We start from the raw sequence: 21,025 nt of genomic DNA, 5'->3' as shown, positions 1-21,025 counted from the left end.
CTCAGCTCAGCAGCATCCAGGCGCCCATACCCGCCATCATCAGGTTCTCGGTAAGCGAGACAAAGCCGAGCGGCACCGCGCTGCTGCCGCCCATGCAGGCGCATTTCAGCTCGCGCTTTTCGATATAGGCCGCCTTGAAGACCGACACCGCGCCAACCGTGCCGATCACCAGCGCCAGCGGCGCCGCCAGCCAGATCAGCACGCCCGCCAGCATCAGAAGACCCGCCAGCCCTTCGGCAAAAGGGTACACATAGGCGTAAGGAACAAACCGGCGGGCCAGCAGGTCATAGTTCAGGAACATGCTGGAAAAGCTTTCCACATCGCGCAGTTTCTGCAGCGCCAGCAAGCACATGGAAACGGCGACAAACCACTGCAGCGTCCGCCCGCCCGCCAGCGCCCCGAAGGCGGTCCACTGCGCTGCCAGTGCGATCCCCAGCGCCATCGCAAACAGCGCAATCACCGGCACATAGGTGGTCTCCCCCTCAGCACGGACCGGAATGCCGAAATGGGCGCGCAGGTCCTCATAGCCGCCAATCCGCTCGCCGCCGATATAGGTCTGCGGCGTTGTTTCGACCCCCGCCTGCTCCTGAAAGCGCTCAACCTCCTCGCGGGTGGTCAGCCGGTGGTCCTCGACCTCATACCCCTTCCAGCGCAGCAGCGCCCTGGACTTCAGCCCGTAGGGGCACAGATGGCCCGGCATATCCATCCTGTAGAGTGTTGCTGTCTTCTGTGCGGCATCGCTGTGCGCGGGGTCTGCGGCGGTCATTGCGTGCTCCTGTTCCGGTCCCGGCCAATGGGTTGTCGTCACTGGCTCAACGCCGCACCCCCGCCCCTAAGTTCCGCCTGACGTCCGCTGGCCCGCAAACAGCAGCAGGGCAGCGCCTTTGGGCTCCGGCACCGCCTCCCTGCCCCAGCCGGCGCCCGCTTCCGCCCCTGTGGCACCAGGCCTAGCGGCCAGGCGTGGCAGCGGAGGATCAGAGGCGGCATTTTGGCTGCCAGACCGGCATGTTAGCACTTGCAAGGCGGGGGTTTGCATGCGCACGGTAAACGGCACCTTGCAAAATGGATGTACCGCCATGCCGACGCACCTGGACCGGAGCACCTTGACCTGGAAGGTCACCCCCGACCTTCTCGGCGTCGTTGACGCTTCCGGTGTCTTCACCGACACCAACCCCGCCTGGTTCACCACGCTGGGCCTGTTGCCCGAGGAAATCGAAAGCCGCCAGTTCTTCCACTTCGTGCACCCGGACGACATCTCCCGGACAGAGGCTGCGTTCGAGCGCGTCAAGCACGGCCATCCGGTCCTGCAATTCGAAAACCGCTACCGGCACAAGGACGGCTCCTACCGCTGGCTGTCCTGGAACGCGGTGCCGGAAGGGAGCCGTTATTTCTGCAGCGCCCGTGACATCACCCGCGCCAAGGAGAACGAAGCCAACCTTGCCACCCGCGAGCAGGAGGCCCGTTTCCGCGAACAGTTCATCGCGGTCCTGGGCCATGACCTGCGCAACCCGCTGTCGGCCGTCGGCGCGGCGCTGCGGCTCCTGGAGAATGAACCGCAATCCGCCAAGGCGCTGGAGATCCTGGCCCTGGGCCGCCAGTCCGTCACCCGCATGTCGTCGCTGATCAACGACATTCTCGATTTTGCCCGCGCCCGCCTTGGCAACGGCATTGAGATCGAGCGCGCCCGCAAGTCAGAGCTGCGGCCGGTGCTGAGCCAGACCGTGGAGGAAATCCGGCTGGCCAATCCGGGCACGCCGCTGCGCGAAGAGTACAGCTTCCAGGATCCGCTCGACTGCGACCCTGAGCGCATGGCCCAGCTGGTTTCGAACCTGCTGTCGAATGCGGTGACGCATGGCACCCCGGGCAAACCGGTGACGGTGGCCGCGCGCGACGACGGCGGCGATTTCCTTCTGTCCGTCACCAACGCGGGCGTGCCGATCCCGGCGGAAACCATGGATCGCTTGTTTGAGCCGTTCACCCGCGCCGAGATGCGGGACTCGCAGAACGGGCTGGGGCTGGGGCTGTTCATCGCCCAGCAGATCGCCAAGGGCCACGGCGGCCTGCTGACGGCGCAATCGAACGATGAGCAAACCGTTTTCACCCTGCGCCTGCCCAGAGGCTGACCTGCACCAATCAGGTTTTTGACTGAATTTCCACACGCCCCTAGCCGGTTGCGTGTTTTAAGCAATTTAAAAGCATCATTTTAAAGACGAATCCAGATGGCAATGTGCAATCTCTGATTGCTCACTATTCATCGAAAGGGTTTGCAATGGACGGCGCATTCAGCAAGGAACTTCCGGTTTTTCCCAGAACGAAATCAAGGAGCTCAAAGAGAGCGGCGGCAAGATCGTTAAGCACCACATGGGCGGCGGCGGCGGCGGCCGGTTCGACCCTGTTTCCCTGCGCGAGTTGCGCCTCAAAACCGGCACTCTGATTGACGCCATTTTCCTCAACGGCGATCGTCACGGCGGCGAGGGTGGTGGTATGGGCGACTCGGTCACTCTGTCGCCAGATATTCTCGTCCAGGATATCGGCTACGACATACGTGACAGCTTTCTCAGCGGGCTCAAATTCTATTTTACAGACGGCACAACACTTCAGGGCGGCATCCTGAATGACGAAAAACTGCTGTCCGCGGAACTGGGCTGTTCCCGGGAGGACCTGCTTGTGATCGCCCTGGGCGGCAGCAGCGGGAACTTCCTCGATTCACTCGATGCCGTTTGCGTGGTGGGCTACAGCAGCAGCACGGTCCTTGCCCGGGACGTCACCGCCATTGTTGGAGCGATCACCCCCGGGATGGAGCTCACCGAGTATACCGAAGTTGCCTCCCGCAAAACGGAATCCTACGAACGCGCGCTGTCCCAGACCCACAGCGTGACAACCAGCGCCTCCGTTTCCGGCACCTATTACGTCACCGCCTCGGTGGAAACCGAATACGCTTACAAGTGGTCCTCCCAAACCACGATCGGCCGGGACTTTGAAGAAGTGCTCGCAAACAAGACAACCCAGAAGATCAGCGTGCCAGAGAACGCCTGGGCCTATCTGGAAGTCACCCGCGGCGACATTATCTCACCCGATGGGAGCCCCAAAAAAAGCGTGTTCATTCCGTCGGGCAATAACGCAATCAACTACCGTCTGGTCGACGAGCAATCATTCACCAACCTGGCTGGGTACTATGATCTGAACGGCTATTGCGCAAATCTGCCCGCCGACCGCGTGTCAACACGGCTGGACGAAACCACGGGGCTGATGATCGTGGAATGCAACTGAGACTGCGCCGCAACTGACAGCGCCCGCCAATAAAAAAGGCCGCTCCACACCGGAGCGGCCTTTTCTGAATTCAGATCCGTCTGGAGCCTTAGGCTGCCAGCGCGTCCTGTGCCTGGCGCACGATCGCACCGAAGGCTTCGGGCTCGTGCACGGCCAGGTCGGCCAGAACCTTACGGTCCACTTCGATGCCGGCCAAGGTCAGGCCGTTGATGAAGCGGGAGTAGGTCAGCGCTTCGTCATGCGAACGCACAGCCGCGTTGATCCGCTGGATCCACAGCGCGCGGAAGTTGCGCTTGCGGTTCTTACGGTCGCGGGTTGCGTACTGGTTCGCCTTGTCGACGGCCTGACGGGCAACCTTGAAGGTATTCTTGCGGCGGCCGTAGTAACCTTTGGCTGCCTTGATGACCTTCTTGTGACGGGCGTGAGTCGTGGTACCACCTTTAACGCGGGACATATCTCAGATCTCCTCTTAGCGGTCGTAGGGCATGAAGCCCTTGACGATCTTTGCGTCGGGGGCCGACAGAACCGTGGTGCCGCGGGCGTCACGGATGAATTTCTTGGTGCGTTTGATCATGCCGTGGCGCTTGCCGGCCTGACCTGCGATAACCTTGCCGGTCGCAGTCACCTTAAAGCGCTTCTTGGCGCTCGATTTTGTCTTCATCTTGGGCATTTCCGTCTCCTTCAATGCGGGTTCGCTAGACGCGCGACTCGGCATGCCTCGACGGCCGGCCGCGCGGAACAGAGCTGCCCTTTAAGCAAACCTCACCCGGGGGGCAAGCGGAATCTCTGGAATTAGCGCCGAGGATCCCGGAAAACGCCCCAGGCCAGTCTTTCCCGGCATCCCAGCCGGGCTTTGCCGCCCAGGCATAGGTGAGCAGTTGGGCGCCGCCCGCGCAAGGCGGCATCACCGGGGGCGCAACGCCCCCGGCAATCAGCCCGCTAAGCGGGGTGCGGTTACTCCGGGTCGGTGCTGTAAATCAGCCGCTCGTCGCAGGGGGCAATGCGCAGGATGTTGGTGGTGCCCGGCACGTTGAACGGCACCCCCGCGGTGACCACGATCTGGTCGGTGTCCCCGGCATAGCCGCCCGCCCGGGCCGCGCGCGCCGCATTCACGACCGCGCCCTTGAAGCGGTCCAGCTCCGGTGTCATCACGCATTTGCAGCCCCAGCTGAGGCACAGCCGCCGCGCGGTGGCGCTGACCGGGGTCATCGCGATGATCGGCACGCCGGGACGCTCGCGCGCGGTCAGCAGCGCAGTGGTGCCCGATTGGGTAAAACAGCAGATCGCCTTAATCTCGGTCTTCTCCGCAATCTCCCGCGCCGCGGCGACGATGCCATCGGCCACCGTGGTGCCCTTGGCAGAGCGCGAGGCGGCGATGATCTGGGTATAGGTCGGGTCGGCCTCCACCTCGATCGCCACCTTGTCCATGGTCTGCACCGCCTGCACCGGATACTGGCCGGCCGCGCTTTCGGCGCTCAGCATCACCGCATCGGCGCCCTCATAGATGGCGGTCGCCACGTCGGAGACCTCGGCCCGGGTCGGCATCGGGCTTTCGATCATGCTTTCCAGCATCTGTGTCGCCACGATCACCGGCTTGGCGGCGGCCCGGCACTTGCGCACCAGCCGCTTCTGGATCGGCGGCACCGCTGCCACCGGCAGCTCCACGCCCAGATCGCCCCGCGCCACCATGATACCGTCCGAGGCGTCCAGGATCGCCTCGAAATCCTCCACCGCCTGCGGCTTCTCGATCTTCGACAGCACCGCGGCGCGGCCATCGGCCAGCGTGCGCGCCTCATAGACGTCCTTGGCCCGCTGCACGAAAGACAGCGCCAGCCAGTCGACGCCCAGATTGCAGACAAATTCCAGATCCGCCCGGTCCTTCTCCGACAGCGCCGCCAGCGGCAGCACCACGTCGGGCACATTCACCCCCTTGCGGTTGGAAATCGTGCCGCCGGCCTCCACCGTGCAGTCGGCAAAATCCGGGCCGCAGGCGTCCACCACCAGGCGGATCTTGCCGTCATTGACCAAAAGATGCGCGCCCGGCTCCAGCGCCTGAAAGATTTCCGGATGCGGCAGGCAGACGCGGCTGGCATCGCCCTCGGCCTTATCCAGATCGAGGCGGAACTTGGCCCCCTCCTCCAGCTCCTCGGCCCCATTGGCAAAGACCCCGACGCGCAGTTTCGGCCCCTGCAGGTCCGCCAGGATCGCAATCGGGCTGTCGAGATCCTGTTCCACCTGCCGGATGATCTTGTGCTTTTCGGCAATCTCCGGGTGGCTGCCGTGCGACATGTTCAGCCGGAACACATCGGCACCGGCCTCATGCAGGGCGCGGATCGTTTCATAGGTTTCCGAAGCCGGCCCCAGGGTGGCGACAATCTTGACATTGCGCGAGCGTTTCATCGGGGTCTACTCCTCCGGACCTGAAATATGTTATCGCAAACAGCGTTGAGCTGCTTATCCCCTAATTCCCATTTTCCCGCAACTCCCCTAAACAGCCGTCACCAAAAGATGACAGGCCCATGACATATACACCCTATTTCGTGCACGGCGCCGACCGTCCCGCCCGCTGGCTGATCACCTGCGATCATGCGACAAATGTTGTGCCGCCCTTTGCCGGCGGCGGCGACCTGGGCCTCCCCCGCGAGGATATGGAGCGCCACATCGCCTATGACGTTGGCGCCTATGAGGTGTCGAAACTCTTGGGCGAAATGCTGAATGCGCCGGTGGTGGCGTCGAATTTCTCCCGCCTGGTGATCGACCCCAACCGCGGCGAGGATGACCCGACCCTGCTGATGAAGCTTTATGACGGCACCATCATCCCCGCCAACCGGCACGCCGGCGCGGCAGAGCTGAAGGAACGGCTGGAGAATTGCTACCGCCCCTACCACCGCGCCTTGGCACGGCTGGCGGAACGGCCGCGCACGGTGATCGTCTCGGTCCACAGCTTCACCCGCCAGCTGCGCGGCCGGCCGCCGCGGCCCTGGGAAATCGGTATCCTGTTCCCCGAAGGCGAGCGGTTCTCGCCCTTCGTGATTGAGGAACTGAACCGCGAGGACGGCCTGTGTGCCGGCGTCAATGAGCCCTACACCGGCCACCTGCCCGGCGACGCGATCGAGACTCACGCCACCAAGCCCGGCCGCCCCAACACGCTGATCGAGCTGCGCAACGACCTGATTGCCGAGCACGCAGGCCAGCACGTCTGGGCCGAGCGCCTCGCCCGCATCCTGCCCCGGGCACTGGACGCCTCCGGTCTCTGACCCGGAATTCGGCGCGAATTCCGGCTCGGAAAACACGTGTTTTCCGGGCCGTTTTCCGCGCCGGAAAACAGCTGCCCGCGTTGCCGAACCGGCCCCCCGCCCCCATATCTGTAACAGAAACGCGGGATTTTCCGGAAAGGGAGCCGTCATGACCCAGGAAGCCCTCTCTGCCTTTTTCGGCTGGCTGACCGTCTTGCACATCGGCCTGTTCACCCTGTCGGCCATTCTGCTGATGCTGATGCACGACTGGGCCGCCGGCCTGCACGCCCGCCTGTTCGGGCTGGCGCCTGCCGATGTCAGCCTCACCTTCTACCGCTGGCTCGGCACCTATAAGATCATTATCTTCGCAACGGCCTTGGGCCCCTGGCTGGCGCTGCAGCTGATCTGACCGCGGCCCGCCATTGCCCGCCCCTGCCGCGGCTGCTAGGCCTGTGCGCATACGCGCCGATTACCCGAGGATTTTCTGCTATGGACAAGCAAACCGAGATCGAAATCCAGGCCGCCGCCTTCCGCCGCCTGCAAAAGCACCTGATGGAAGACCGCACCGATGTGCAGAACATCGACCTGATGAACATGGCCGGCTTCTGCCGCAACTGCCTGGCGCGCTGGTACCAGGAGGCCGCCAACGAGCGCGGCATCGACATGGACAAGACCGAGGCGCGCGAGATCTACTACGGCATGACCATGGAAGAGTGGAAAGCCAGCTACCAGACCGAGGCCAGCCCGGAGAAGCAGGCCGAATTCAAGGTGGCGTTCAAGGAAAACGTCACGGACAAGCAGTAAGCGGCGGCAGGGGCGCTGCCCCTCTTGGCCTGACGGCCAATTCACCCCGGAGTATTTGACCAAAGGTGAAAAGAGGTGGTGCGGCCGCGGCCTCAGCGCCTCAGCCGCAAGGCTGCGCGCGCAGGATCGGCCGGCGCGCCCTCCGCATCCACCAATGCAACGTGCAGCGGCGCGCCGGTCTCCCGGTCCACAACCCCGACCGGCGCGGCGCCGCCGGTCACATGCGCCTCCCCCCATTGCGCCAGCGCCAGAAAGGTCAGCGCCAGCCCCTGCCCGGCCTGCGTCAGCACATAGGCCTGGCGCACCCGGTCGCCCGCCTCCTGATAGGGCCGCTTTTCCAGGATCCCCCGAGCCACCAGACTGTTCAGCCGGTCCGTCAGGGTGGAGCGCGGCGCCTTCAGGTCTTCGCGCATATCGTCATAGCGGCACACCCCGTAAAACGCCTCCCGCAGGATCAGCAGCGTCCAGCGGTCGCCCAGGATTTCGGCGGCCAGCGCCATCGGGCACTGCTCCTTGGGCACCAGGGCGCGGCGGCGGACGGCGGGCGGGGTTTCACGGGAATCAGAAGCTGAGTTTGACATGCAGACCCAGATAGGGGATTTCTATCTGAGTTCAAAATTCAGACTTAGATTCGCAGGCAGGAGGGACACCCCAATGACCCAGCAACACCCCATGGACCGCGACGACGCGCTTGAGGATTTCGAGCCGCGCCGGATCACTCTCAACAATTCAGAGAAAACCGTGCATGTGTCCGGCAAGGGCCCGGCGGTGATCGTGATGGCGGAGATGCCGGGGATCAGCCCGCATGTGGCCCGCTTTGCCCGCTGGGTGCGCGATGCGGGGTTCACCGTCTACATGCCCTCGCTGTTCGGGCGTGACGGCGCTGCGGCCACGGCAGAGGACGGCGCCGAAGTGTTCCGCCGCGCCTGCGTCAGCGCCGAGTTCCGCGCCTTTGCGGGCGGCGGCGCCAGTCCCGTAACCCAGTGGCTGCGGGCGCTGGCGCGGTTGGCTCATCGCGAATGCGGCGGTCCCGGCACCGGTGCCATCGGCATGTGCTTCACCGGCAACTTTGCCCTGTCGATGATGCTGGAACCCGCCATGCTGGCACCGGTTCTGGCGCAGCCGTCGCTGCCGCTGGACACTCCCGCAGGCCTCGAAAGCCCGCCCGAGGAGCTGGCCGCCGTGCGCGAGCGGCTGGAGCGCGAGGACCTCACCGTTCTGGCCTACCGGTTCCAGGGCGACGCCTTCTGCCAGGCACAACGCTTTGCGGCCTACGCCGAGGCTTTGGGAGACCGCTTTGACGCCCGCACCCTGCCGGACAGCGCCGCCGCGCGGGAGGTGCCGCCGTTCTTTGCCAAACACGTCCCCACCCCGCACAGCGTGGTCACCGCGCATCTGGTGGATGAGGCAGGCCACCCGACCCTGCAGGCGCGGGATGAGATCCTGGCGTTCTTCAGGCAGCGGCTAACGCAGGGCGGCTGATCGCACAAACGGCAGGGCAGCCCTGCCCTGCCCCGCTCAGCGCTCCAGCCCTTCGAACCAGTCGAGCGCCATGGCGCTCCAGCCCTTGGGCAGGCCATGGCCGCCTTGGTGCACGATCAGCTCCAGCCCGCCGGCCTGGCACTCCCAGCGCTTGCGCCAGACGCCGTCTGCGGCCTCATGGCCCGCGGCATTGCTGGGGCAGGTGTTCTGCCGCCGCCACAGCTGCAGCCCCTGCCAGATATCGCCCTGCACGATCCCAGCTTCGGAGCCCGGTATCGCGCGGCCTTCCAGCGGCACAACCGTATCGGCAAAGCCATGAATATGCAGCAGCTGCACCGGACCCTTGCACTCCTGCGTCATCGGCAGCCAGAACCCGCCCGACACCGCCGCATAGGCGGCGGCAAAGCCGGGCGCCAGACAGGCCACCTCCCAGACCATCGACCCGCCGCGGGAAAACCCGCTCAGCAGCAAACGGTCCGGATCGACGCCGGCATTCGCCGCAGCATCCGCCAGCACCGCGCGCAGAAAGGCCAGGTCGTTGCGGGGATAGGTGTTCCAGCCGTCGCGCACGGACCAGTCCGCGGGCTTGCCCTGCCTCCAGGGCAGGCCGCTCGGGGCAATCACCGCATAGCCCCGAGCGGTGAAAGCCTTGACCAGCCCGGTGTTTGCTATGACCTTGGCGCCGCTGCTGCCATAGCCGTGCAGAAACATTACAGCGGGGCCGCCCTGCCAGCCCGCCGGCAAGGCAATGCGGTATTCGCCGCCCGCAACCGCGCAGGGGATTTCGCCGCCGCACCCTGCCGTTTGGTCCGCTGCCGCCGCGGGCGCGGCAATCAGCACCGCTGCCAGCAGCATCCAAATCCGGCTCAGCATCTGCACCCCTCCCTGCCTGGTTCACCGCCCCAGACTAGCACATTCCGCCGCGGTCACTGCCGCTTGCGCCGTACAGCAGGAAAATTCTCGCAGGCGGCAAAAAAGGCCGCCCGATCCGGGCGGCCTGCATTTGAATTTCCTTAAACAATAACCGGCGGCCGTTCCGCAGCCGGGCGCGCTCCCCCCCCGGATGCGCGCCTAGCCGCGGAACCTGCCGACCAGCCGTGCCGCCAGCGACCCGGCAAACCAGCCCCCCCGAGCGGGAGCCTGAGCGTAGCCGGGATGCTCCACCACCTCGGCGGTCAGCACCCGGCGGACGGCTGCAAGAATTTCGGTGTCGCTGGGCTCCGCAGCCTGCGCCGCCGCCATCTGACCCATTTCCGGCTGATAACACTGTTCCATCTGGCCCCTTCGCGGCTTGTTACTCTGGCAGGCGGCCCGTCCCCCGGCGCCTCTTCAACTGAAATCCAGACTATCCTATTTCGCCGTTGACGCGCCCATTTTGTATAAAATTAGTTAAAATCCTGAGCGGAAGCGCCGGCTTCCGGCGACAGTGGCGCAGCTGCGGCAGCGATTATTGACGAATCTCGAACAGTACCCCTGCCTGGCAGACCCGGATCGCGCCCTTTTCACGCAATTTTACCGCCCGGCATCGCGCCGCATGATTCCCCAAAACGCGAAAAAGCCGCCCACACCGGGGCGGCTTTCCAATCCGTGCCGGCAATCCGCCTCAGACGGCTTTCTTGCGGCTTTCTTCCAGATAGATCTCGCGCAGGCGCTTCGCGATAGGGCCCGGGGTGCCGTCGCCCAGCTGCACGCCGTCGATCTCCACCACCGGCATCACAAAGGCGCTGGCGGAGGTGGTGAAAGCCTCATCCGCCTCCTTGGCTTCCTCGATGGTGAACAGGCGCTCCTCGATCTCCATCTGCGCTTCTGCCGCCAGCCGCAGAACCGCGGCGCGGGTGATGCCGTGCAGGATGTCGTTGCTGAGCGGCCGGGTCACGATCTTGCCGTTCTTGACGTAATAGGCGTTGTTAGAGGTGCCTTCGGTCACATAGCCGTCCTCGACCAGCCAGGCGTCATCGCAGCCTGCCTTCTTGGCCATCATCTTGCCCATCGACGGGTACAAGAGCTGCACCGTCTTGATGTCGCGGCGGCCCCAGCGGATGTCCTCGATCGAAATCACCTTGGCGCCCTTTTGCGCGGCCGGGCTGTCGGCCAGGCCCGGCTTGTTCTGGGTGAACAGCACCAGCGACGGCGGGGTGTCCGCGGAGGGGAACACGAAATCCCGGTCCCCGTCGGAACCGCGGGTCACCTGCAGGTACACCAGGCCCTCTTCGATGCCGTTCAGCTCCACCAGCTTGCGGTGGATCTCCAGCAGCTCTTCCTTGGAGCAGGGCGACGCCATGTCCAGCTCTTTCAGCGAGCGCTCCAGGCGCACGGCGTGGCCGTCGAAGTCGATCAGCTTGCCGTCGAGGACCGAGGTCACCTCATAAACCGCATCGGCGAACAGAAAGCCGCGGTCAAAGATTGAAACCTTGGCTTCACCTTCGGGCAGGTATTCGCCATTCACATAAACGGTACGGGTCATTGTTGTCTCCTCAGCCCCACAGGGCAGCCTTGGGCGGGTGCACGCCCCCGGCATCAAATGTCAAAGGTTCCTCGCGGTCTTCGGCCAGCAAGAGCGGCCCGTCAAGATCCGTTACCGCCGCACCCTGCGCCACAAGCGTCGCGGGCGCCATCGCCAGCGAGGATCCGACCATGCAGCCGACCATCACCTGATAACCCTCAGCCAGCGCCGCCTCGCGCAGCTTCAGTGCCTCAGTCAGGCCGCCGGTCTTGTCCAGCTTGATGTTGACCACGTCGTATTTGCCCTTGAGGCCGGGCAGGCTCTCGCGGTCATGGCAGCTCTCATCGGCGCAGACCGGCACCGGGCGCTCCATCCCGATGAGGGCCTCGTCCTCGCCCGCGGGCAGCGGCTGCTCCACCAGCTCTACGCCGAGGCGCACAAGATGCGGGGCGAGTTCGGCGTAAACCTCAGCCGACCAGCCCTCATTGGCGTCGATGATGATCTTCGCCTCCGGCGCGCCAGCCCGCACCGCTTCCAGGCGCGGCATGTCGTCGGGGGTGCCGAGCTTGATTTTCAGCAGCGGCCGGTGGGCGTTCTCCGCTGCCTGCGCCTGCATCTTGTCTGCTGTGTCCAGCGACAGCGTGTAGGCGGTGATTTCCGCCTTGGGCTCCGGCAAGCCTGCCAGTTCCCAGACGCGCTTGCCGGCCTGCTTTGCCTCCAGATCCCACAGCGCGCAATCCACTGCATTGCGGGCGGCACCGGCGGGCAGCAGCGATTGCAGCTCCTGCCGCGTGAAATCGGCGGGCAGGCCCTTGATCTCGGCGGTCACGCTCTCCAGCGTCTCGTTATAGCGGGCATAGGGCACGCATTCGCCCCAGCCGGTGACGCCGTCCTTCTCCACCCGCACGGTCAGCACCTTGGCCTCGGTGCGCGAGCCGCGTGAGATGGTGAAGACCTGCGCCAGTTTGAAGACGTCCGGGGTGACGGTGATTTTCATGAAACTGCCCTTTCCTGCGGCCCTGCGCGCAACAGCAGCGGGCCTTGGCGCGATGCCCGGCAACCGGGGCACCTGCCTTTTCATCTTTCCCAAAATACTCCCGCCGGAGGCATCCCTGGCTGCGCCTGGGCACCTCCGGCGGGGCTGTTAGATCAGAGCGCGGCCAGCGCGTCCACCAGACGGCCGGCGCCGTGGCGGTAGGGGTCAACGGCGGGCAGGCCCATCCGTTCTTCGACCTCGGAGAGGTATTTCACCGCCTCGTCCTCGGACAGATGCTGGGTGTTGACCGAGACGCCGACCACCTTGCAGGCCGGGTTGGCGCGCTGTGCCAGCGGCAGGGCCACGTCGCGCAGCTCTTCCAGGGTGGGCACGTCATAGTCCGGCAGGCCGCGCATATGGGTGCGGGTCGGCTCGTGGCACAGGATCAGCGCGTCCGGCTGGCCGCCGTGCACCAGCGCCATGGTGACGCCCGAGTAGGAGATGTGGAACAGCGAGCCCTGGCCCTCGATCAGGTCCCAGTGGCCGTCATCGTTGTCCGGGGTCAGATATTCGATCGACCCCGCCATGAAGTCGGCGATAACCGCGTCCAGCGGCACGCCGTGGCCGGTAATCAGGATGCCGGTCTGGCCGGTGGCGCGGAAGGTCGACTTCATGCCGCGCTTCTGCATCTCGGCGTCCATCGCCAGCGCGGTGTACATCTTGCCGACCGAGCAGTCGGTGCCCACCGCCAGGCAGCGCTTGCCCTTGCGCGGTTTGCCGTTGGCGATCGGATAGCCGACGGTGGGCACGCGCACGTCGTGCAGGGTGCCGCCATGGGTCTGGGCCGCGGCCACCAGGTCGCCTTCGTCGCGCAGCAGGTTGTGCAGGCCGGACGCCAGATCATAGCCCATCTCCAGCGCCTCGATCAGCACCTTCTTCCACGCGGGCGAGATCACGCCGCCGCGGTTGGCAACGCCGATCACCAGGGTCTTGGCGCCGGCTTCCTTGGCCTCGGCCAGGGTCATTTCGGTCAGCCCCAGGTCCGCGCCGCAGCCCGGCAGGGTGATCTGGCCGATGGCGTGGTCGGGGCGCCAGTCACGGATGCCGATGGCAACTTTGGCGGCCAGCATGTCGGGCGCGTCGCCCAGGAACAGCAGATAAGGGGTTTCGATCATGGCGGGTTTCCTCTTCACTCTTGCCGGTGAGTTTGCGGAGATTCCTGCACAAGTTCATACCTTTTCCGCCGCGCGCCGCCTTCGAGACGCAAGATTATCCTGTTGTTTTGTCATTTTGCAGGAGATTCCCGCGTTACGTCACCCTTGCTGACATTATTTTCCTCCTCCAGCCAGGATTCGGCCTGAAGCACCCCGGTTTGGGGCGCGCCAAGCACTGCAATCGCCTGCTGAGAGCCGGTTTCCTCTGGCGCATCGGCCTGACTGCGCCGCAGCGCGGCAACGCCTGCAACCATAAAACACAGGACTGCGAGCAGGATCAGCAATCCATTTCCGTCAGCAATTCTGACCATATTTGGGGCGGCCAGCGTGCCGGTGAACTGGCCGACGTTCAAAAGGAACACCATGGTGCCGCTGGCGGGCACGATCTGCGCCGGTTTCAGCTGGTCGTTGGCATGGGCCGAACAGACCGCATACATCGGCAGGCTGGCGCCTGCGAGCACCGCAAAGCCGATCACCAGCGCCTGCGGCGCGGGGGTGGCCAGCATCCACAGGCAGGCAGCGCCGCCGATCACGCCCAGCCCCATCAGCACCAGCCGCCGGTCGGTCTTGTCGCTGATCCAGCCGGCCGGATACTGCACCACTGCGCCGACAACCATCGCCACCACCAGCACGCCGGAAGCCTCTGCCGCACTCATGCCGCGCGACAGCGCATAAAGCGGCAGCGCGATAAACCAGCCCGCCACAGCGGCGGCGCTGACCAGATTGCCGAGCACCGCCATCGGCGACACCCGGTAGAGCTTGCGCACCGGCATCCGGTCCGGCATCTGGTATTCCGGCGCCTTGTTGCCCGACAGCAGCAGCGGCACGATCGACAGCGAAATCAGGATCGACACCACCCCGAACAACAGGTTGCCGCCGGGATCGGGCAGCGCCACCAGCGCGGTGCCTATGGCCGGCCCTGCCATCCAGATCATGAAATAGATCGACAGGATCTGCGCCCGGTTGCTGTTTTCCGACTTCGCCTGCAGCCAGCTTTCGGTGATCACATACATGCCGGGATAGCAGAAGCCAGCCAGGAACCGCATCGCCGACCAGGAATAGGGATCCGAGGTCAGCAGGTGCAGGATCGCCGAGATCGACACCAGCGACGCCAGCGCCGAAAAGGCCCGGATGTGGCCCACCTTGGCCACCATCCCCGGCGCCAACGCGGTGCCCAGCAGGGCGCCAGCCGGATAGGCCGCCTGCATGATCGAGATGGTAAGGTCGGAGAAGCCCAGCCCCGCGCCCCGGATTGTCAGCAGCGTGACCAGCAAGCCGTTGGCCACCATCAGCATCAGCATGCCCAGAAACAGGGCCCAGTTTTCAATGAATGCGCGTCTCATGCCCGGTTGCTCGCACGGACGGCCTGCCCCTGCGCGCCTGTTTGCGGCAATGTTTGCGGCGCCGCAGCGCAGCGGCGCTTTCTGCATGTGCAAAATTCCCTTGCACATGCCAGCGCAACTTTCTAACACTTCACCCCAGCAGAATTGAAATGTCATTACCCGGAGGATTGCCCCATGAGCTTCCGTATCCAGCCCGCCGCCCCGGCGCGCCCCAACCGCTGCCAGCTGTTCGGCCCCGGCTCCAAAGTGAAGCTGTTCGAGAAGATGGCGGCCTCCGCAGCGGATGTCATCAACCTCGACCTGGAGGATTCGGTGGCGCCCAGCGACAAGGACCAGGCCCGCGCCAATGTGATCGAGGCGATCAACAGCGTCGACTGGGGCAGCAAATACCTGTCGGTGCGGATCAACGGGCTCGACACCCCCTACTGGTACCGCGACGTGGTGGACATTTTGGAGCAGGCGGGCGATCGGCTCGACCAGATCATGATCCCAAAGGTGGGCTGCGCCGAGGATGTCTATGCGGTGGACGCGCTGGTCACTGCCATCGAGCGCGCCAAGGGCCGGACAAAGCCGGTGTCCTTTGAAGTGATCATCGAATCCGCAGCGGGCATCGCCCATGTGGAGGAGATCGCCAAATCCTCCCCGCGGCTGCAGGCGATGAGCCTGGGCGCTGCGGATTTTGCCGCCTCGATGGGGATGCAGACCACCGGCATCGGCGGCACGCAAGAGAATTACTACATGATCCGCGAGGGCCAGAAGCACTGGTCCGACCCCTGGCACTGGGCGCAGGCGGCGATTGTCGCGGCCTGCCGCACTCATGGCATCCTGCCGGTGGACGGGCCGTTCGGGGATTTCTCCGACGAGGAGGGCTATATCGCGCAAGCCAAGCGTTCGGCAACGCTGGGCATGGTCGGCAAATGGGCGATCCACCCCAGCCAGATCGCGCTGGCCAATCAGGTGTTCACCCCGTCCGAAGAGGCGGTGGCAGAAGCCCGCGAGATCCTGGCGGCGATGGAAGAGGCCAAGGCGTCGGGTGCCGGCGCCACCGTCTACAAGGGCCGTCTTGTCGACATCGCGTCGATCAAGCAGGCTGAGGTGATTGTGGCGCAGGCCGAGCTGATCGCGGGCAGCTGACGCCGGTCCGCGCGTGAAGGTTTCAAGGGCGTCCCGCGGGGGCGCCCTTTTTGGTTGGAGAGAAGCCCGCGGGGGCGCCCTTTTTGGTTGGAGAGAAGAATGCCGGATTTGACCTTGCTGCATACGGCTGCGGTGCATGTGGAAACCTTTCGCGCTTTGGCGCCGGGGGCGGATCTGGACCAGCAGGTGCGCGCCGACTGGCTGGACCGGGCGCAGGATGGGATTGATGCCGCCCTTGGGGCGGAAATTGCCGCGGCGGTCGCCGCAGTTAACGGGCCGGTCCTATGCACCTGCACCACCCTCGGCCCGGCGGCGGAGGCAGCCGGCGCCACCCGCATCGACTGGCCGATGATGCAGGAAGCGGCGCGCATTGGCGGGCCGGTGCTGATGGCCTATTGCCTGCAGAGCACGGCAGAGCCCTCAGCAGCGCTGCTCCGCCGTGCCTTCGGCGTGTGCGACCCGGACCTCACCTGCCTGGAGCTGGGCCGCCACTGGCCGCTGTTTGAGGCCGGGGACAGCGCCGGGTTTGCGGCTGCGATCGCCGGGGATGTTTGCGAAGCGCTGGCGGCGATGGATTTTGCCTGCGTCGTGCTGGCGCAGGCTTCGATGGCGGGGGCGGCAGAGCTGCTGCGGCAGCAAACTGAGGTGCCGGTGCTGGCTTCGCCGGAGATTGCGGTGCGCGCGCTGCTGTAGGGCGGGCGATTCCGCCCGCTCAACGGGTCACGCGGTTTTACCCGGCCAAGGCCCCTGCCCTGCCGGTCTGCTGCTTCCGTGTCTGGCTGTGTCCGGTATGCCGGTTCAGCGAAGGCGGTTAAGGACTGACGGCGCCGCCAGAATGGCGGAGATGGACGGGCGTATCCGCCCGCGTGCTAAACGTTGTCTCTGCACGGCCCCGCTGCCAGGCGGGAGTCCGGTTCCAAGGGTGCCGGGGAGCCAAGCCCCGGCGGGTGATCGCGACCGGGGCCAAGACTGCCACCGGCGGCTTAAGATCCCGTGAGAGCGGCGTACGCAGGGTGCGCAACACCTGCAGCCGCGCGTCTGAAGCCAACGCAGCGCAGTGAGTATTTGGGGAAAGATGAAGCGCATCAGTCTTTCATCTTTCCCCAAATACTCAATATCCAGCCTCAGCCAGAGTTCACGCCCGCAGATCCTTGGGCGAGCCCATCACCACATAGGTGGTGATCGCGGTGACATAGGGCGAGGTGCCGAGGATATCGGTGTGGAACCGCTTGTAGCTCGGCAGGTCGGCGCATTCGACGCGCAGCAGGTATTCAATGGTGCCGGTGATATTGTGGCATTCGACCACTTCCGGCGCCGCCTGCATTGCGCGCTCGAAAGCTTCCTGCGCCTCTTTGGTGTGCTCCCCCAGGCCGACGCCGATGTAGGTGGCAAAACCCACACCCAGCTTCTGCCGGTCCAGCACCGCGCGGTAGCCGGTGATGACGCCTGCGCGCTCCAGCTCCTGCACCCGGCGCAGGCAGGCGGAGGGGGAGAGGCCCACGCGCTCTGCCAGCTCAAGATTGCTGATCCGGCCGTCGCGGCTGAGTTCTTGCAATATTTGCTGGTTTATCTTGTCATTTTTCGCCATTGGTTGCGAAAATAGGCGCAGAACACAGCAAAACGCAATTTCATTTGGCGCGTTTGGCGCAATGATTTTGCGCATGACTTATGAACTCCTCACCGCGCTGGCGCTGTTTGCCTTTGTCTCCTCGATCACGCCGGGGCCGAACAACCTGATGCTGATGGCCTCCGGCGCCAATTTCGGCTTCCGCCGCACCATCCCGCATATGCTGGGGGTGGCACTGGGGTTTGTGTTCATGGTGCTCTTGGTGGGTGCCGGGCTGGTGCAGGTGTTTGATGCCTTCCCGGTCAGCTACACGGTGCTGAAGGTGGTGTCGGTCGCCTATCTGCTGTGGCTCGCATGGAAAATTGCAAATGCCGCGCCGGTGCAGGCGAAGGGGGCGGAGGGCCGCCCGATGACGTTTCTGCAGGCGGCGGCGTTTCAGTGGGTGAACCCCAAGGCCTGGGCGATGGCCCTCACGGCGATCAGCGTCTACACGCCGGATCAGACCCTGGCGGCGATCCTGCTGGTGGGGGTGGTGTTTGGCGCCATCAACCTGCCCTCTGTCGGCTCCTGGACGGTGCTGGGCCAGCAGATGGCGCGGTTCCTGACCAGCCCGCGCCGCCTGGTTCTGTTCAACTGGACCATGGCGGCGCTGCTGGTGGCCTCGCTCTATCCGGTGATCTGGCCGCAATAAGGCGGGGCCCTCTCTCTGTCCGGGCTTAGCGCTTGGCGGCGCTGCTGCTGCCGCGCGGTGGCAGCCTGTGGCGCCCAGGTCGGTGATCCCGGATCTTGCCGAGTTGCATCTTGCGGCGCAGAAGGCCATATAGCTGCAAACCTGCAGAGCAGAGGCAACATGACCCAGTATCTGGAATTCGAAAAACCGCTGGCCGAAATCGAGGGCAAGGCGGAAGAGCTGCGGGCGCTGGCGCGCGCGAATGAGGAAATGGATGTGGCGGATGAGGCCAAGGCGCTGGACGCCAAGGCGGCGCAGCTGCTGAAGGACCTCTACAAGAGCCTGACGCCCTGGCGCAAATGCCAGGTGGCGCGCCATCCCGAACGCCCTCATTGCAAGGATTACATCGAGGCGCTGTTCACCGAGTACACGCCGCTGGCCGGCGACCGGAATTTTGCCGATGACCTGGCGGTGATGGGCGGGCTGGCCCGGTTCAACGACCAGCCGGTGGTGGTGATCGGCCATGAGAAGGGCAGCGACACCAAATCCCGGATCGAGCGCAACTTCGGCATGGCGCGGCCCGAGGGCTACCGCAAGGCGGTGCGGCTGATGGAGATGGCCAGCCGGTTCAAGCTGCCGGTGATCACCCTGGTGGATACGGCCGGCGCCTATCCCGGCAAGGGCGCCGAAGAGCGCGGCCAGTCGGAAGCGATCGCGCGGTCGACCGAGATGTGCCTCAAGATCGGCGTGCCGCTGATTTCGGTGATCATCGGCGAAGGCGGGTCTGGCGGCGCGGTGGCCTTTGCCACCGCCAACCGGGTGGCGATGCTGGAGCACTCGATTTACTCGGTGATCTCGCCGGAGGGCTGCGCCTCGATCCTGTGGAAGGATGCAGAGAAGATGCGCGAAGCGGCGGAAGCGCTGCGGCTGACGGCGCAGGATCTGAACAAGCTGGGCGTCAATGACCGGATCATCCCGGAGCCGCTGGGCGGCGCACACCGGGATCCGAAAGCGGCAATTAAGGCCGTTGGCGGCGCCATCCAGGAGATGCTGGACGAGCTCATGGACAAGGACGCCGCCGAGCTGGTTAAGGACCGGCGCCAGAAGTTTCTGGACATCGGCTCCAAGGGGCTGGCGGCATAACAGCCCGGACAATCTGGTGAATTTGGAAGCCCGGCCGCTGTGCCGGGCTTTGCCGTTTCAGGGCCGCGCCGCCGCGGCGGCGCGGGCGCGGTAACAAGCGGGAACAAAACCGGGTTTGGCGCATTGAGTTAGAGAGAGCCCTCTCTTTGCCCAGCCGGGATTTGATGCCATGACCTCTGACAGCTTTTTCACCGATGCCCGCCGCAAGCGTCTGCAGGATGTGGATCCGGCGGATTTTGCCTGGGCGGTGCCGGTGATGCGAACCGGATATGCGGGCCGCGCCCTGGTCTATCTGGCGGTGGCCGGCGTGTCGCTGCGCTCGATCTGGGAGGGCGGCGAGGCCAAGGGCACGGCGGCGGCGCTGGAATGGCTGCAAGGCGGCTGGGGCACGGCGGTCATCATCCTCATCACGATCGGGCTGTTTGCCTATGCGGTGTGGCGCATGGCGGACAGTTTCTGGGATTTGGAAGCCTACGGCAGCGGCGCGAAAGGGCTGATCGCGCGCGCCGGCATGATTGTGACCGGGCTGATCCACCTGGGCCTTGGCATTCTGGCCCTGTCGGTGCTGACCGGATCCGGCGAGGCGGCGGAAGGCGGCGGCGGCTTGAGCGGCTATTTCAACAGTGCGGCCGGAAAGGCCGCGCTGGGGATAGCGGGGATCCTGACCATCGGGGCCGGCGGGTATTACATCCGCAAGGCCTGGAAAGAGACCTACCGCAACCACCTGCGGGCCAATCCTGTCACCCTGCACCTGAACTCCGCCCTGAAGGCCGGGCTGGCGGCGCATGGGGTGGTGATTGCCATTATCGGGTTCTTGATCCTGCAAGCAGCCTTGTCTGCCTCCGGCGCGCCTGAGGCCGGTATCGGAACTGCGTTCGACTGGCTGCATGACAAGGTGTATGGCCGCATTCTGGTGACCGTGCTTTGCGTCGGCCTGCTGGGGTTCGCTCTGTTCTGCCTGGTCAATGCACTGTACCGGATTGTGCCGAAAGCCTCGGACAGCGCGACCGAAACCCTGCGCGCGGCGCTGGACAAAAGCTGAGGCCCGCGCCTAGCCCGCCAGCAGCCGCAACCCTTGGGTCACATCGGAGCGCACGGCCAGCCGCAGGCCCGGCTCATCCCCTGCCTTGAGCGCCGCGATGATCAGCCGGTGGTTTTGCGGCGGGTCGGTGCGGCGCAAGCGGCCGTACAGCGCCCGCATGGTGGGGCCAAGCTGCAGCCAGACGGTTTCCGCCATCGCCAGCATCGCCGGCGCCTGGGCGCGCAGGTAGAGGGTGCGGTGAAACTCCAGGTTGGTGCGGATGTAGCCGACCGCATCGCGTTTGGAGACCATCTCGGCCACCGTTGTGTTGATCATCTGCAGCCGGTCGATCAGGGCGATATGGGCGCGCGGCAGGGCGCGGCTGGCAAGCTCCACCTCCAGCAGGGCACGCAGGGCGGCCAGCTCCTCGATCCGCTCGTTGCTGAGTTCCGGCGTCGACACCCGGCCCGAGGAGGACAGGAACAGCGCGCCTTCGGCAGCCAGCCGCCGCACCGCTTCGCGCGCGGGCGTCATCGAGACTTCGAATTCGCGGCCGATGCCGCGCAGGGTGAGCGCGGCGCCGGGCGTGATCTCGCCATGCATGATGCGGGTGCGCAGGGACCGGTAAACACGGTCATGCGCAGGAACGGAGGCAGAGGCGGCATCCTGAGAGGAGCGGGCAGTCAGATTCATGCCCTCATGTGATCACAAACCACGCCCCG

General features: G+C 65.1%; 24 protein-coding genes. 11 read left to right on the top strand and 13 right to left on the bottom strand.

Features of this window, described 5'->3' with window-relative positions; translation table 11 throughout:
• Position 1: 1 nt before the first annotated feature.
• Positions 2–766, bottom strand: a complete 765-nt coding sequence (locus tag PHA8399_RS04800) for a MauE/DoxX family redox-associated membrane protein (RefSeq protein WP_058285044.1) — start codon at positions 764–766, stop codon at positions 2–4.
• A gap of 310 nt (positions 767–1,076) precedes the next feature.
• Here PHA8399_RS04800 and PHA8399_RS04795 point away from each other — a divergent pair, with 310 nt between their 5' ends.
• Both PHA8399_RS04795 and PHA8399_RS04790 read left to right on the top strand, forming a co-directional pair.
• The gene (locus PHA8399_RS04795) at positions 1,077–2,123 is read left to right on the top strand and encodes a PAS domain-containing sensor histidine kinase (protein WP_058285043.1); all 1,047 of its coding nucleotides are present in this window, start codon (positions 1,077–1,079) and stop codon (positions 2,121–2,123) included.
• Positions 2,124–2,361: 238 nt separating this feature from the next.
• Positions 2,362–3,270 carry a hypothetical protein gene (locus PHA8399_RS04790; RefSeq protein ID WP_058285042.1) on the top strand — a complete coding sequence of 303 codons (909 nt, stop codon included), beginning with the start codon at positions 2,362–2,364 and terminating at the stop codon, positions 3,268–3,270.
• Positions 3,271–3,358: 88 nt separating this feature from the next.
• On the opposite strand, the gene rplT is transcribed toward PHA8399_RS04790, so the two are convergent.
• The 3 genes from rplT to pyk form a co-directional block, all read right to left on the bottom strand.
• Positions 3,359–3,724, bottom strand: a complete 366-nt coding sequence (gene rplT / locus PHA8399_RS04785) for a 50S ribosomal protein L20 (RefSeq protein ID WP_008557989.1) — start codon at positions 3,722–3,724, stop codon at positions 3,359–3,361.
• Between the two features lie 15 nt (positions 3,725–3,739).
• Entirely contained in the window at positions 3,740–3,940 is a 201-nt protein-coding gene (gene rpmI / locus PHA8399_RS04780; protein ID WP_008557770.1) for a 50S ribosomal protein L35, read from the bottom strand.
• 284 nt (positions 3,941–4,224) lie between these two features.
• Positions 4,225–5,670: a pyruvate kinase gene (gene pyk / locus PHA8399_RS04775; RefSeq protein WP_058285041.1), complete on the bottom strand. Its 1,446-nt coding sequence runs from the start codon at positions 5,668–5,670 to the stop codon at positions 4,225–4,227.
• Positions 5,671–5,789: 119 nt separating this feature from the next.
• On the opposite strand from pyk, the gene PHA8399_RS04770 reads away from it, so the two are divergent.
• The 3 genes from PHA8399_RS04770 to PHA8399_RS04760 all read left to right on the top strand — a co-directional run bounded on the left by PHA8399_RS04770 (position 5,790) and on the right by PHA8399_RS04760 (position 7,310).
• Positions 5,790–6,527: an N-formylglutamate amidohydrolase gene (locus PHA8399_RS04770; protein ID WP_058285040.1), complete on the top strand. Its 738-nt coding sequence runs from the start codon at positions 5,790–5,792 to the stop codon at positions 6,525–6,527.
• 148 nt (positions 6,528–6,675) lie between these two features.
• Positions 6,676–6,915 (top strand): DUF6868 family protein, encoded by a 240-nt coding sequence (locus tag PHA8399_RS04765; protein WP_058285039.1) that lies wholly within the window; start codon positions 6,676–6,678, stop codon positions 6,913–6,915.
• Between the two features lie 80 nt (positions 6,916–6,995).
• Positions 6,996–7,310 (top strand): DUF1244 domain-containing protein, encoded by a 315-nt coding sequence (locus tag PHA8399_RS04760; protein WP_058285038.1) that lies wholly within the window; start codon positions 6,996–6,998, stop codon positions 7,308–7,310.
• Positions 7,311–7,402: 92 nt separating this feature from the next.
• On the opposite strand, the gene PHA8399_RS04755 is transcribed toward PHA8399_RS04760, so the two are convergent.
• A complete protein-coding gene (locus tag PHA8399_RS04755; protein ID WP_244270152.1) occupies positions 7,403–7,891 on the bottom strand; it encodes a winged helix-turn-helix transcriptional regulator in 489 nt (162 codons plus the stop codon).
• A 73-nt stretch (positions 7,892–7,964) separates the two neighbouring features.
• On the opposite strand from PHA8399_RS04755, the gene PHA8399_RS04750 reads away from it, so the two are divergent.
• Positions 7,965–8,792 (top strand): dienelactone hydrolase family protein, encoded by an 828-nt coding sequence (locus PHA8399_RS04750; RefSeq protein ID WP_058285037.1) that lies wholly within the window; start codon positions 7,965–7,967, stop codon positions 8,790–8,792.
• A gap of 36 nt (positions 8,793–8,828) precedes the next feature.
• Here the strand turns inward: PHA8399_RS04750 and PHA8399_RS04745 are convergent, their stop codons facing one another.
• From PHA8399_RS04745 to PHA8399_RS04720, 6 genes are all read right to left on the bottom strand, one after another.
• A complete protein-coding gene (locus PHA8399_RS04745) occupies positions 8,829–9,665 on the bottom strand; it encodes a CE1 family esterase (RefSeq protein ID WP_058285036.1) in 837 nt (278 codons plus the stop codon).
• 198 nt (positions 9,666–9,863) lie between these two features.
• The gene (locus PHA8399_RS04740) at positions 9,864–10,067 is read right to left on the bottom strand and encodes a hypothetical protein (RefSeq protein WP_058285035.1); all 204 of its coding nucleotides are present in this window, start codon (positions 10,065–10,067) and stop codon (positions 9,864–9,866) included.
• A gap of 328 nt (positions 10,068–10,395) precedes the next feature.
• Entirely contained in the window at positions 10,396–11,256 is an 861-nt protein-coding gene (locus tag PHA8399_RS04735; RefSeq protein ID WP_058285034.1) for a D-amino-acid transaminase, read from the bottom strand.
• Positions 11,257–11,266: 10 nt separating this feature from the next.
• Positions 11,267–12,232, bottom strand: coding sequence for an N-acetyl-D-Glu racemase DgcA (gene dgcA / locus PHA8399_RS04730; RefSeq protein ID WP_058285033.1), 966 nt, complete (start codon positions 12,230–12,232; stop codon positions 11,267–11,269).
• Between the two features lie 152 nt (positions 12,233–12,384).
• Positions 12,385–13,386: an N-acetyltransferase DgcN gene (gene dgcN / locus PHA8399_RS04725; RefSeq protein ID WP_058285032.1), complete on the bottom strand. Its 1,002-nt coding sequence runs from the start codon at positions 13,384–13,386 to the stop codon at positions 12,385–12,387.
• 110 nt (positions 13,387–13,496) lie between these two features.
• Complete coding sequence (locus PHA8399_RS04720; protein ID WP_058285246.1) at positions 13,497–14,768, bottom strand: MFS transporter; 1,272 nt, start codon at positions 14,766–14,768, stop codon at positions 13,497–13,499.
• Between the two features lie 174 nt (positions 14,769–14,942).
• On the opposite strand from PHA8399_RS04720, the gene PHA8399_RS04715 reads away from it, so the two are divergent.
• Positions 14,943–15,902: an L-malyl-CoA/beta-methylmalyl-CoA lyase gene (locus tag PHA8399_RS04715; protein ID WP_058285031.1), complete on the top strand. Its 960-nt coding sequence runs from the start codon at positions 14,943–14,945 to the stop codon at positions 15,900–15,902.
• 99 nt (positions 15,903–16,001) lie between these two features.
• The gene (locus PHA8399_RS04710; RefSeq protein WP_058285030.1) at positions 16,002–16,595 is read left to right on the top strand and encodes a hypothetical protein; all 594 of its coding nucleotides are present in this window, start codon (positions 16,002–16,004) and stop codon (positions 16,593–16,595) included.
• A gap of 442 nt (positions 16,596–17,037) precedes the next feature.
• Here PHA8399_RS04710 and PHA8399_RS04705 read toward each other — a convergent pair whose 3' ends face one another.
• The gene (locus PHA8399_RS04705) at positions 17,038–17,490 is read right to left on the bottom strand and encodes an Lrp/AsnC family transcriptional regulator (RefSeq protein WP_058285029.1); all 453 of its coding nucleotides are present in this window, start codon (positions 17,488–17,490) and stop codon (positions 17,038–17,040) included.
• Positions 17,491–17,563: 73 nt separating this feature from the next.
• Between PHA8399_RS04705 and PHA8399_RS04700 the strand changes: the two genes are divergently transcribed.
• The 3 genes from PHA8399_RS04700 (at position 17,564) to PHA8399_RS04690 (ending at position 20,324) form a co-directional block, all read left to right on the top strand.
• Positions 17,564–18,160: a LysE family translocator gene (locus tag PHA8399_RS04700; RefSeq protein ID WP_058285245.1), complete on the top strand. Its 597-nt coding sequence runs from the start codon at positions 17,564–17,566 to the stop codon at positions 18,158–18,160.
• A gap of 159 nt (positions 18,161–18,319) precedes the next feature.
• Positions 18,320–19,282 (top strand): acetyl-CoA carboxylase carboxyltransferase subunit alpha, encoded by a 963-nt coding sequence (locus tag PHA8399_RS04695; RefSeq protein WP_058285028.1) that lies wholly within the window; start codon positions 18,320–18,322, stop codon positions 19,280–19,282.
• Between the two features lie 169 nt (positions 19,283–19,451).
• The gene (locus PHA8399_RS04690; protein ID WP_058285027.1) at positions 19,452–20,324 is read left to right on the top strand and encodes a DUF1206 domain-containing protein; all 873 of its coding nucleotides are present in this window, start codon (positions 19,452–19,454) and stop codon (positions 20,322–20,324) included.
• Between the two features lie 9 nt (positions 20,325–20,333).
• On the opposite strand, the gene PHA8399_RS04685 is transcribed toward PHA8399_RS04690, so the two are convergent.
• Positions 20,334–20,996, bottom strand: a complete 663-nt coding sequence (locus tag PHA8399_RS04685; protein ID WP_008556941.1) for a GntR family transcriptional regulator — start codon at positions 20,994–20,996, stop codon at positions 20,334–20,336.
• Positions 20,997–21,025: the final 29 nt, after the last annotated feature.

Source organism: Leisingera aquaemixtae (assembly GCF_001458395.1).
Classification (GTDB): domain Bacteria; phylum Pseudomonadota; class Alphaproteobacteria; order Rhodobacterales; family Rhodobacteraceae; genus Leisingera; species Leisingera aquaemixtae.
This window is presented reverse-complemented; position numbering and strand designations above follow the sequence as displayed.

Bases quoted from the DNA above. Each gene is read 5' to 3' on its own strand.
- PHA8399_RS04800 (WP_058285044.1), bottom strand. From the start codon at position 766: ATGACCGCCGCAGACCCCGCGCACAGCGATGCCGCACAGAAGACAGCA.
- PHA8399_RS04795 (WP_058285043.1), top strand. From the start codon at position 1,077: ATGCCGACGCACCTGGACCGGAGCACCTTGACCTGGAAGGTCACCCCC.
- PHA8399_RS04790 (WP_058285042.1), top strand. From the start codon at position 2,362: ATGGGCGGCGGCGGCGGCGGCCGGTTCGACCCTGTTTCCCTGCGCGAG.
- rplT (WP_008557989.1), bottom strand. From the start codon at position 3,724: ATGTCCCGCGTTAAAGGTGGTACCACGACTCACGCCCGTCACAAGAAG.
- rpmI (WP_008557770.1), bottom strand. From the start codon at position 3,940: ATGCCCAAGATGAAGACAAAATCGAGCGCCAAGAAGCGCTTTAAGGTG.
- pyk (WP_058285041.1), bottom strand. From the start codon at position 5,670: ATGAAACGCTCGCGCAATGTCAAGATTGTCGCCACCCTGGGGCCGGCT.
- PHA8399_RS04770 (WP_058285040.1), top strand. From the start codon at position 5,790: ATGACATATACACCCTATTTCGTGCACGGCGCCGACCGTCCCGCCCGC.
- PHA8399_RS04765 (WP_058285039.1), top strand. From the start codon at position 6,676: ATGACCCAGGAAGCCCTCTCTGCCTTTTTCGGCTGGCTGACCGTCTTG.
- PHA8399_RS04760 (WP_058285038.1), top strand. From the start codon at position 6,996: ATGGACAAGCAAACCGAGATCGAAATCCAGGCCGCCGCCTTCCGCCGC.
- PHA8399_RS04755 (WP_244270152.1), bottom strand. From the start codon at position 7,891: ATGTCAAACTCAGCTTCTGATTCCCGTGAAACCCCGCCCGCCGTCCGC.
- PHA8399_RS04750 (WP_058285037.1), top strand. From the start codon at position 7,965: ATGACCCAGCAACACCCCATGGACCGCGACGACGCGCTTGAGGATTTC.
- PHA8399_RS04745 (WP_058285036.1), bottom strand. From the start codon at position 9,665: ATGCTGAGCCGGATTTGGATGCTGCTGGCAGCGGTGCTGATTGCCGCG.
- PHA8399_RS04740 (WP_058285035.1), bottom strand. From the start codon at position 10,067: ATGGAACAGTGTTATCAGCCGGAAATGGGTCAGATGGCGGCGGCGCAG.
- PHA8399_RS04735 (WP_058285034.1), bottom strand. From the start codon at position 11,256: ATGACCCGTACCGTTTATGTGAATGGCGAATACCTGCCCGAAGGTGAA.
- dgcA (WP_058285033.1), bottom strand. From the start codon at position 12,232: ATGAAAATCACCGTCACCCCGGACGTCTTCAAACTGGCGCAGGTCTTC.
- dgcN (WP_058285032.1), bottom strand. From the start codon at position 13,386: ATGATCGAAACCCCTTATCTGCTGTTCCTGGGCGACGCGCCCGACATG.
- PHA8399_RS04720 (WP_058285246.1), bottom strand. From the start codon at position 14,768: ATGAGACGCGCATTCATTGAAAACTGGGCCCTGTTTCTGGGCATGCTG.
- PHA8399_RS04715 (WP_058285031.1), top strand. From the start codon at position 14,943: ATGAGCTTCCGTATCCAGCCCGCCGCCCCGGCGCGCCCCAACCGCTGC.
- PHA8399_RS04710 (WP_058285030.1), top strand. From the start codon at position 16,002: ATGCCGGATTTGACCTTGCTGCATACGGCTGCGGTGCATGTGGAAACC.
- PHA8399_RS04705 (WP_058285029.1), bottom strand. From the start codon at position 17,490: ATGGCGAAAAATGACAAGATAAACCAGCAAATATTGCAAGAACTCAGC.
- PHA8399_RS04700 (WP_058285245.1), top strand. From the start codon at position 17,564: ATGACTTATGAACTCCTCACCGCGCTGGCGCTGTTTGCCTTTGTCTCC.
- PHA8399_RS04695 (WP_058285028.1), top strand. From the start codon at position 18,320: ATGACCCAGTATCTGGAATTCGAAAAACCGCTGGCCGAAATCGAGGGC.
- PHA8399_RS04690 (WP_058285027.1), top strand. From the start codon at position 19,452: ATGACCTCTGACAGCTTTTTCACCGATGCCCGCCGCAAGCGTCTGCAG.
- PHA8399_RS04685 (WP_008556941.1), bottom strand. From the start codon at position 20,996: ATGAATCTGACTGCCCGCTCCTCTCAGGATGCCGCCTCTGCCTCCGTT.